Here is a 10,178-nt window from a genome sequence, read left to right as displayed (position 1 = left end):
TCGATGGGTGTCGGCCGTCCGCGGGAGTTCGATCCCGATGTGGCCCTCGACAGGGCGATGGAGCTTTTCTGGCGTCAGGGCTACGAAGGAACATCCTTGGCCGACCTGACGGAAGCGATGGGCATCGCCAAGCCCAGCCTCTACGCCGTGTTCGGCAACAAGGAGGAACTGTTCCGCAAGGCGCTGGACCGATATGCCTCGCGCCGGTCCGACACTGCCTGCGACACGTTGAACGAGCCGACCTCGCGACGTGCGGTGGAGTTGCTGCTACTTGGTTTCGCCGGGGTCGACGCCGCGGATGACAGGCCGAAGGGTTGCCTGATGGTCCAGGGAGCGCTCGTCTGCAGCGAGGCCAGCGAGACGATCCGCCGGGAATTGTGCGAGCGGCGGGCCGAAAGCGAAGCCGCGCTCTGCCGCCGCATGCAGGAATGGAAGGCGTCGGGCGACCTGCCGGCCAGCGTCGATCCGGAGGATCTCGCACGATACGTCATGACCGTGGCCAACGGCATCGCGGTCCAGGCGGCCAGCGGCGCCAGCAGGGAAGACCTGCGGCAAGTGGTTGAAATGACCATGCGGACCTGGCCGCCGGCCTAGCGTAAATTCAATCGAGCAAGAACGCTTCAGGCGTCGTAGGCCAGCCGGAAGCCGATATGCGCGGCGCCTGAATCGGGGGCGCCGCCGTTGCGGGCAGCGATGCGATAGCGCCAGCAATAGGATCGGTGGCACAGGAAGGAGCCGCCCTTCAGCACCCTTTGCCCGTCCCGCGCGGCCGAACCGTTGCGCAGCCTGGCGGCCTTGCGCAGCGAGCGCACGCGGAATGCGTCGGAACACCACTCCCAGACGTTGCCTGCCATGTCGTGGAGGCCGTAGCCGTTCGAGGGGAAGGACCGCACCGGCGACGTCCCGGAATAGCCGTCCTTGCCCGTATCAGCATCGGGAAAGCGGCCCTGGAAGATATTGCAGGGCGTGAAGCCGGTATCGTCCGGCTCTCGGTCGCCCCACGGGTAACGCGGATCCTCGAGGCCGCCGCGCGCCGCGTGCTCCCACTCGGCTTCGGTGGGCAGGCGTCCGCCGGCCCACGCCGCGAAGGCCGTCGCGTCGTGGAACGAGATGTGCACCGCGGGATGGTTCGCGATCTCTTCCCACGAACTGCCCGGTCCGTTCGGCGCGCGCCAGCACGCGCCGTTCCTGCGCACCCACCAGGCGGCGCCTTCGGCATGCTCCTCATGGGGCGAGGCGGGAGAAAAGACGAACGACCAGCCCAGCCGCTCCGCGTCGGTTTCGTAGCCGGTCCGATCGGCGAAGGCCGCAAACCGTTCGTTCGTCACCGGCTCCGCCTCTATCCGGTAGGGGCGCAGGCGAAGCCATGCGACGGGGCCCTCGCCGTCCGCCTCGATCAACGGGCGGGATGTCCCGACGAAGGATCGTCCGCCGGGAATCGATATCGCGATCGCGCCGTCGCCGGCGCCCCCGCTTTCCGCCGTCGTCGGCGGCAGCCGGGGCCGCGCCACCGACCCGCCGGCCGCCGCGATGCAGCAACCGGAGGCGTTCTGATGCTTCGTCACAGCGCGCCGCCGGCAACGATGGACGGGTCCTGCAGCCTCGGGGCGGGATAGTGCAGGCCCCGCTGGCCCGAAAGGCCCCGGTTGGCAGGCGGCGGAGTTTCGTCCGCCGCGACACCGACGAGCATGCCGTCCTGCACGAACTCGAGATCCTGCCCGTAAAGCTCGGCGACGAGGCGGGATTTCAAGCTGTCGAGCGTCGTCCGATGCGACGGATCGTCCGACAGGTCGCGCATCTCCAGCGGATCGGTCTCCAGGTCGAAAAGCTGGAAGCGGTTGCCGCCGGGGTACCAGATCAGCTTGTGGCGCCTGTCGCGGATCATGCGCATGGCCTTCGCGCCGGAAAGGCTTTCGGCATAGAAGGTGTCGCGTGGATCGTCGCCCACCATCGACCGCCCTTCGCACGTCCCGGGGGTCGGTAGTCCGCATAGGTCGAGCAGGGTCGGCATGATGTCCTGCATGCCGACGAGCCGATCGTCCACCGTGCCGCCGCAAGCCCGCGCATCGCCGGCAGCCCCGACGAGGATCATCGGAACCTTGGCCGACTGCTCGAACATCAGCCGCTTGGCGAAGAGGCCGTGGTCGCCCAGCATGTCGCCGTGATCGCTGGTGATCAGGATGATCGTATTGGAAAGGATCTGCTCTTCCCGCAGCGTGCCGATCAGCAGGCGCAACTGGTGGTCGATATGGGTGCACAGCGCATAGAAGGCGCGGCGTACGTCCGCCAATTGGTCGGCCGGTAGTTGCGGCCAGTAGGCGCGCGTCGTCTTGAGGGCCTGCGGCAGGGCGTCCGGATCGCGGGCCCAGTCGCCCGTCTCCGGCGGCGGGACCGGGCGGTTGCGATAGCGCTCGACGTAGCTCGCCAGCGGGACGAGGGGCGGGTGCGGATGCGTGTAGGAGACGTGCCAAAGGCCCGGCCGTGTAGTGTCGCGCCGCTGGATGCTGCGGGCCGCCGTCAACGTCGTCCAGTTGGTGACATGCAGCTCTTCCGGCAGGTGCCAGCAGCGCCAGCCATACTCGTTGTTGCTCATGCCGTGCATGAACTGGCGGCCGGCATGGCCCTTGTCCGCAAGGAACATCTCGTAATCGTCGACAGAGCCGAGCGCCCCTCGACCTTCCTCCGCCAGCATGGCGTCGTCGAAGCCGATGCGGTCGCGCTGCGGATAGACGTGCAGCTTGCCGATGGCCTGGGTCTGATATCCGGCCGCGCGGAACGTGGCGGCCAGTGTGGGCAGATCCGCCGGCATCGGGAGATCGGGCTGGAAGTCGCGGTCTCCGTGGCGGCGGGGCGAGGTTCCCGTCATGATGCTGCGTCTTGCCGGAATGCAGATCGGGCATTCGGAATAGGCGTTGGCGTAGCGCCTGCCGATACGGGCGAGGTGGTCCAGGGTCGGGGTCTCGATCGCCGGGTGGCCGGCGCAGCCCAACAGATGCCCCGGCCATTGATCCACGGTCACGAACAGGACGTTCGGGGCCGCGCTCACTGAGCCGTGACCCCGGCAAGGTCGATGAGTTGCTGCAACTTCGCCTTTTGTGCCGCGATGTGCGCGGAGAAGTCCTCCGGGCTGCCGCCGGCGACGTCGATGTTCAGGTCCGAAAGGCGCTTGCGCGTGGCCTCGCTGTCGAGGATCGTCCGTATCTCGGCGTTCACGCGGGACACGATCTCATCGGGCACGCCGGCTGGAAAGAAGATGCCGTGCCAGGACATGAAGCTGTAGCCCGGTATCCCGGCCTCTTCCATGGTGGGCGTATCCGGCAGCGCAGCGGAGCGTTCCGTTCCCGTGACGGCAAGTCCGGTCAGGCCCCCGGACTGCACCTGGGGCACGGCGGTCCCGTCGATCATGACCTGTACATGCCCGGCGACCACGTCGGTCAGCGCCTGGGCCGAGCCGTTGTAGGGAACGTGCACGATGTCGATGCCGGCAAGCGACTTGAAATATTCGAAGGCAAGATGTTGCGGCGAGCCGATCCCCGACGACGCATAGGCAAAATCGTCCGGGTCGGCCTTGGCGCGCTCCACCAGGTCGGCAACGCTGGCAAGCCCGAGATCCTTGTTGGCGACCATCACCAGCGAGACGTTGGTGGCCTGTATGACGGGGGCGAAATCGGCAACGGGGTCGTAGGCGATCTGCTCGTAGATGAGCGGTCCGATGCCGTGCGTACTGATATCCCCGACTTGCATCGTATACCCGTCGGGGGCGGCGCGCGCCACTTCGGCGGTGGCTGTCGTGCCGCCGGCGCCGGGGCGGTTGTCGACGATGACGGGTTGTCCCAGCCGCTCGCTGAGGGCCGGCGCGATGAGCCGAGCGATCAGGTCGGTGTTGCCGCCCGCGGCGAACGGAACGATGAAGGTGATCGGCTGCGACGGCCATTCCTGTGCGGCGGTCTGGTTTGCGGACATCATGAGCATCGCGATGCCGGCCATCGCCAAATGTGTCGTCTTGAACATCATCCCGGGTCTCCCTCCCTCGGCGCCGTTTTCATGGCTGCCTTGGGCATCGTGCGGGTATAGGTTGCTATAGTGAAATAAGACAAACTTATAGGTGTCGCGTTGGACATTCGGCTCCTGCAGTCTTTCGTGACACTGGCGGAAGAGCTCAATTTCGTCAGGGCGGCGGCGCGCCTGGGGCTGAGCCAGCCAGCGCTGAGCCAGCAGATCGCACGGCTCGAGGCGCTGCTGGGGGTCGAGGTGGTCGACAGGACCCGCCGGCAGGTGGCGCTGACGTTTGCAGGGCAGACCCTGGTGCCGGAGGCGGAGGAACTCATCCGCCGCTGGAACGTCACCAGCGCCCTGGCGCGGCGCGCCGCAGGCGGCCTGCACGGGGCGATCCGGATGGGGTTCGTGGACGCGGCGGCGTTTCGCACCCTGCCGGATCTCATGTCGGCCTATACGGCACGCTATCCGGATGTCCTCATGAACCTGCATTCGATGGTGTCGCACAGGCAGGTCGACGAGTTGCGTGCGGGCAGGATCGATATCGCCCTGATGCGGCCATGGCAGGGTCAGGAGGATTTCGAGACGCTGCTTCTCAGCGAAGAGCGTTATGTCGTGGCGCTCGGCGCAGGGCATCGCCTGGCCGGCAAGGCCGCGATCGCCATCGAAGACCTACGCGACGAGCCTTTCATAGCCGCGACACGCAACAAGTCGCGCTATATCGACGGTCGGTTCCGCGATGCCTTCGCGGCGCGGGGGATCGTTCCCCATATCGTCCAGGAGGTGGACGACCTCCACGCGATCCTGGCGCTCGTGGCCAGCGGCTTCGGCCTGGCCCTGTTTCCCGAAAGCGTCGCCGTCATCCGATTCGAAGGCGCGGTCTATCGGCCTATCCTGCGGTCCCAATCCCCGACCGCGCAACTGTTGATGGCCTGGAATCGCAAGAGCCGATTTCCGGCGCTGGACAACCTCGTGGCCATTGCCCGTCAGAGGGGCGCAATGAAGGCCGGGTGATATTTCGCTTGCTCCTCTAGCCGCTAGAGGAGGCAGGGTCCGGAATCACGATGGCCCGCGCATGTTGCGGGCCCAGCATTCGGGACGGGTTGGATGAGAGACGATAGCGCGCAACGACGGGAATGGACGGTCACCGGGATGGATTGCGCCGCGTGTGCAACGAAGGTCCGGAACGCGCTCGGCAGGCTGCCGGGCGTCTCCGACGTCGAGGTCGGGCTGATGAGCGAGCGCCTTTCGCTCAATCTCCTTCCGGGCGCGGATGCCGATGTCGAGGATACGGTCCGCCGGCTCGGCTATGGCATCGCCCCGCGCGCGGGCAGGGCCCCCGACGATCGCACAGGCCATGACCATGCGGGATCGTGTTGCGGCGGCCATGCCGCCGATGGCGGCCACGGGCATCGCCACGATCACGATCACGACCGCAAGGCGGAGGCAGCCGCACATGGGGGACATGTCCATGACGACCCCGCCGACAGGGGCAAGCGCTGGTTCCAGACGGCCAAGGGCCGCCTGGTTCTGCTGACGGGCGCCCTGCTGGCCTGCGCCTGGGCCTTCGAGATGCTGACCGGGGCCCGCTACGGCTACTGGGCGTTCCTCGCTGCGTGCCTCGTCGGGGTGATGCCCGTCGCGCGTCGGGCCTTCGAGGCGGCACGCATGGGCCAGCCCTTTACCATCGAAAGCCTCATGACCATCGCGGTGGTGGGTGCATTGTGGATCGGCGCAGCCGAGGAAGCCGCGCTCGTCGTGTTCCTGTTTGCTGTCGGCGAGGTCCTGGAGGGCGTCGCGGCCGGCAAGGCGCGTGACGGAATCCGGGCGCTGGCCGACCTGGTGCCCAAGACCGCCCTTCTGGACGAGGGCGGTGCGACGCGTGAAGTTGCGGCCGACACCCTGCGGATCGGCCAGACTGTGCTGGTGCGGCCGGGAGACAGGATCCCCGCCGACGGCGATATCGCCGAGGGCACGAGCGGCATCGACGAAAGCCCCGTGACGGGCGAAAGCGTACCGCTGACGAAGGGTCCGGGAGAGGCCGTCTTCGCCGGCTCCATCAATACCGAGGCGGTGCTGCGCGTCACCGTGACGAAGGAGCCGTCCGACAACACCATCGCCCGCATCATCCGCCTCGTCGAAGATGCGGAAGAGGCGCGCGCGCCCACGGAACGTTTCATCGACCGCTTCAGCCGCTGGTACATGCCGGCCATCGTGGCGGTCGCCGCCCTGGTGGTGCTGGTTCCGCCGCTGGCCTTCGGCGCGGATTGGGACACCTGGGTCTATCGCGGGCTTGCTCTGCTTCTGATCGGCTGTCCCTGCGCGCTGGTCATCTCGGTCCCCGCCTCCATCGCCTCGTCGCTGTCGGCCGGCGCGCGCAAAGGCCTTCTGATGAAGGGCGGCGCGGTGATCGAGGCGACCTCGGCCGTCCGCACCGTCGCCTTCGACAAGACGGGCACGCTCACGCATGGCAGGCCGGAGGTGGTGGATATCCGCCCCGCCGCAGGGGTGAAAGCGTCCGAACTGCTGGCCGTCGCGGCCGCCGTCGAGGCCGGCTCGAGCCACCCGCTGGCGCAGGCCGTCCTGAAGCGCGCCGGAGCGGACGGCATCCCGCCGCTCTCCGCCGGCGACGCACGGGCATTGGTGGGCAAGGGCGCCGAGGCCATGGTGGACGGCGCGCGCGCGGTGGTTGCCTCGCCGCGCCATGCCGCGACCGAGGGCGGCATCGATGCCGAGGGCGCAAGCCTGGCGGAGACGCTGGAGAGCGAGGGCAAGACGGTCGTCGCGGTCTATCGGGACGGCCGTCCGCTAGGCATCCTGGCACTGCGCGACGAGGCGCGCGAGGATGCGCGGGAGGCCATCGCCCAGTTGAAGCGGCTGGGCGTCGGCGCGGTCATGCTGACGGGCGACAATCCCCGCACGGCCAAGGCCGTCGCCGGCGGGCTCGGCATGGAGTTCAAGGCGGGGATGATGCCGGAGGACAAGCTGTCGGCGGTGCGTGAGATCGGCGCACGAGGCGGCGTCATGATGATCGGCGACGGCATCAACGACGCGCCGGCCCTCAAGCAGGCGGCTGTCGGCGTCGCCATGGGCTCCGGCACCGACGTGGCGCTGGAGACGGCCGATGCGGCGATCCTGCGCGACAGGGTCGTGGACGTGCCGGCGCTTGTCCGGCTGGCGCGGGCCACCATGGGCAATATCCACCAGAACGTGTCCATTGCCCTCGGGCTGAAAGCCGTATTCCTTGTCACGTCCATCCTGGGCATCACCGGCCTTTGGATCGCCATCCTGGCGGATACGGGCGCGACCGTGCTGGTGACGTTGAACGCCCTGCGCCTTCTGGGCTTCGACCCGACGCGCGAGCGCTCCTACCAATAGCCGAGGATACGCCACCACAGGCAGCCGACCGTTGCGAAGATGGCAAGCTCGATCACGCACATGACGAACCCGACGCTCCACCACTTCCCCATCGTGACGTAGCCGCTGCCGAAGATGATGGGCGAGGTGCCGGTGGCGTAGTGCGTCAGCGTCATCATGATGGCGGAGGCCGCCGCCATCAGCAGCATGAAGGGCGCCTGGTACTCCGGGGGCACGATGCCGACGCCCACCGTCAGGAACGCGAACATCATGGCGCTGATATGCGCCGTCGTGCTGGCGAAGAAATAGTGCGAGAAGGTGAAAATCAGGACCAGAAGCCCGGCGGCGACGGGCCAGGACAGTCCCGCCGAGGCGATGGCCGAATCCATGCCGTTGGAGAACCAGGCGATCACGCCCAGCCTGTTGAGCTGTTCCGCCATCATCACAAGCGCACCGAACCAGATCAGCGTATCCCAGGCGCTCTTCTCCCCGAGCACGTCGTTCCAGTCGATTGTGCCCGTGATCACCAGCAGGAACAGGCCCAGCAGCGCAACCATGGTCGGGGCGAGCAGCCAGCCATCGCCCATGATCATTGCAGGCAGGTTTGCCCACAGCACGAGGAGCAGCGCGAACACGGCGGCCATGACCCGCTCGGACGAGGAAAGCGGCCCCATTCGCGCCAGTTCGGATTTGGCGAAGGCCACGGCATCCGGGGTTTCCTTCACCTGCGGCGGCGAAAGAAGATAGATGACGAGCGGCATGACGAGGATTGCGAGAAGCCCGGGCACCAGCATCGCGAGGGCCCAGGCGGTCCAGCTGAGGTGGAGCGTCCCTCCGCTGGCTCGCGACAGGAAATCCTGCACCAGCGGGTTGGGCGCCGTCGCGGTCAGGAACATCGCCGAGGTGATCGGATTGGCGTGATAATTGACCAGCGCCAGATAGGTGCCGACCTTCCCCTCGGTCCCCTTGGCGGGGTCGGAATCGAAGGCGCTGGCTATGGAACGCATGATCGGATGGACGATGCCCCCGCCGCGGGCGGTATTGCTGGGCGTGACGGGCGCCAACAGCAGTTCGCAGGCGGCGAGGGCATAGCCGATACCGATCGTCCGCTTGCCGACGAGCGCGATGAAGTTGAGCCCGAGGCGCCTGCCGAGCCCCGACTTCTTCAGGCCGACCGAGATCAGGATGGCGATGACGATCAGCCAGATCAGAGGGTTGGAGAAGCTGCCGAGCGCATCGGCCACCGCCCCGCGCGAGGTGGGCGAGGTCACTTGCGCCAGCGATACGATCACCATGGCCATCAGCGCCATGACGCCGATGGGCATGACCTTCAGGATGATGGCGACGATGGTGGTCAGGAAGATCGCCAGCATCACCCAACCGTCGTCGGTCAACCCGGTCGGCGTCGGCGCCAGCAGCATTGCGACCAGCACGAGCGTCGTCACGATGGCCGGCACGATCCGGAAGGGGACCGCCGCCCGCAGATGGCGCATCGTCTCGTTCAGGGGTTGCAGCATCCGTACGGTCTTTCTCGGCTTGATCTCTCGGCGTCTTCACGGTGGGACGTCCACCCGAGACGATCGTCTTTCATCGAATCGCAGCAATAGCTTCATGCGCCCGTCATGCAACAGCCCGATATCGCTCCACCAAAGGTTAGGAGCATGGCATGGCTGCGCAATCGGTGGAACTTGCCGGTATCGGCAAGCGGTTCGGCTCGGAGGAGGTGCTGAAAGGCATAGACCTGACCGTGCGTGCCGGCGAGTTCCTGTCGCTGGTCGGCATGTCGGGCTGCGGAAAATCGACCCTTCTGCGGCTGATCGCGGGGCTCGAGAGCCCCGACAGCGGCTCGGTCGCCATCGGCGGCGTGGATGTGACCGATCGCGATCCGAGCGACCGGAACCTTGCGATGGTGTTCCAGTCCTACGCGCTCTATCCGCATATGACGGTCCGGCAGAACATTGCGACGCCGCTGCGCATGCGCCGCCTGTCGTCCGTGGCGCGCCTGCCGCTTGTCGGACGCCTCGCGCCGGGCCGCCGGGCCGCGATCCGCGCGATCGATGCCGAGGTGGAGGATGCCGCGCGGACGTTGCGGATCGAGGCCCTTCTGGACCGGCGGCCGGCCCAGCTTTCCGGTGGCCAGCGCCAGCGCGTCGCCCTGGCCCGCGCACTGGTTCGCCAACCGGCCGCCTTTCTGATGGATGAGCCCCTGTCGAACCTCGACGCCAAGCTGCGCGCCCATATGCGCGACGAACTGGCGGGGCTGCACCGCCGTCTCGGCGCGACGTTCATTTATGTCACGCACGACCAGACCGAGGCGATGACCATGTCGGATCGCATCGCGCTGATGGAAGGCGGGCGCATCCTGCAGCTGGGCACGCCGGCCGAGCTGTACGAGCGCCCCGACAGCCTTGCGGTCGCCCGCTTCATCGGCACCCCGACCATCAACGTCGTTCCGGCCGCCATCGACGGCGGCGGGCAGATCGGCGCGTTCGGCTACCGGCAGGGTCTCGTCTGCGAGCAAGCACGCGGCTCCTGCACCCTCGGCATCCGCCCGGAAGACGTGCGGTTCGCCGCCGAGGGCATGCCGGCACGCCTCATGCGGAGCGAAATCCACGGGGCAGACCGCTACCTGACCCTTCTGGTGGAAGACGGCGCCGGGGTCGAGATCACCATGCGCACCCGTGTCGGCGACAGCCTGCCCGTGGACCGCGACGGCGTCGCCTCGATCGCCTTCGCCCCGCAGCGTATCCACGTCTTCGATACGGAGGGCAGGCGGCTGGAAGCCCGTACGCGCGAGAAGGTGGCTGCATGAGCACCGCCGGACT

General features: G+C 67.5%; 8 protein-coding genes. 4 read left to right on the top strand and 4 right to left on the bottom strand.

From position 1 onward, the window contains the following. The first annotated feature begins 3 nt into the window (after positions 1 to 3). A complete protein-coding gene (locus tag NDN16_RS01660) occupies positions 4 to 594 on the top strand; it encodes a TetR/AcrR family transcriptional regulator (RefSeq protein WP_251111872.1) in 591 nt (196 codons plus the stop codon). 26 nt (positions 595 to 620) lie between these two features. Here NDN16_RS01660 and NDN16_RS01655 read toward each other — a convergent pair whose 3' ends face one another. Genes NDN16_RS01655 through NDN16_RS01645 form a run of 3 tightly spaced genes read right to left on the bottom strand, consistent with a single transcriptional unit; the run spans position 621 to position 4,011 of the window. Continuing rightward, the gene (locus NDN16_RS01655; RefSeq protein ID WP_251111871.1) at positions 621 to 1,565 is read right to left on the bottom strand and encodes a formylglycine-generating enzyme family protein; all 945 of its coding nucleotides are present in this window, start codon (positions 1,563 to 1,565) and stop codon (positions 621 to 623) included. After that, the gene (locus tag NDN16_RS01650) at positions 1,562 to 3,046 is read right to left on the bottom strand and encodes a sulfatase-like hydrolase/transferase (protein WP_251111870.1); all 1,485 of its coding nucleotides are present in this window, start codon (positions 3,044 to 3,046) and stop codon (positions 1,562 to 1,564) included. The genes NDN16_RS01655 and NDN16_RS01650 overlap by 4 nt, the downstream gene beginning before the upstream one ends. Beyond that, positions 3,043 to 4,011, bottom strand: a complete 969-nt coding sequence (locus NDN16_RS01645) for a Bug family tripartite tricarboxylate transporter substrate binding protein (RefSeq protein ID WP_251111869.1) — start codon at positions 4,009 to 4,011, stop codon at positions 3,043 to 3,045. The genes NDN16_RS01650 and NDN16_RS01645 overlap by 4 nt, the downstream gene beginning before the upstream one ends. 102 nt (positions 4,012 to 4,113) lie before the next feature. On the opposite strand from NDN16_RS01645, the gene NDN16_RS01640 reads away from it, so the two are divergent. Together NDN16_RS01640 and NDN16_RS01635 are read left to right on the top strand one after the other, a co-directional pair. Continuing rightward, positions 4,114 to 5,010 (top strand): LysR family transcriptional regulator, encoded by an 897-nt coding sequence (locus NDN16_RS01640; protein ID WP_251111868.1) that lies wholly within the window; start codon positions 4,114 to 4,116, stop codon positions 5,008 to 5,010. 93 nt (positions 5,011 to 5,103) lie between these two features. Further along, positions 5,104 to 7,374, top strand: coding sequence for a heavy metal translocating P-type ATPase (locus NDN16_RS01635; RefSeq protein WP_251111867.1), 2,271 nt, complete (start codon positions 5,104 to 5,106; stop codon positions 7,372 to 7,374). Here the strand turns inward: NDN16_RS01635 and NDN16_RS01630 are convergent. Continuing rightward, complete coding sequence (locus NDN16_RS01630; RefSeq protein WP_251111866.1) at positions 7,365 to 8,870, bottom strand: DASS family sodium-coupled anion symporter; 1,506 nt, start codon at positions 8,868 to 8,870, stop codon at positions 7,365 to 7,367. The two genes, NDN16_RS01635 and NDN16_RS01630, sit on opposite strands and share 10 nt — an antisense overlap. 149 nt (positions 8,871 to 9,019) lie before the next feature. Between NDN16_RS01630 and NDN16_RS01625 the strand changes: the two genes are divergently transcribed. After that, a complete protein-coding gene (locus tag NDN16_RS01625; protein ID WP_251111865.1) occupies positions 9,020 to 10,165 on the top strand; it encodes an ABC transporter ATP-binding protein in 1,146 nt (381 codons plus the stop codon). Positions 10,166 to 10,178 lie beyond the last annotated feature (13 nt).

Source organism: Aureimonas altamirensis, assembly GCF_023702225.1.
GTDB classification, from domain to species: Bacteria; Pseudomonadota; Alphaproteobacteria; order Rhizobiales; family Rhizobiaceae; genus Aureimonas; species Aureimonas altamirensis_B.
The sequence above is the reverse complement of the archived record's forward strand: the minus strand, read 5'-3'. Positions and strand labels throughout refer to the sequence as shown.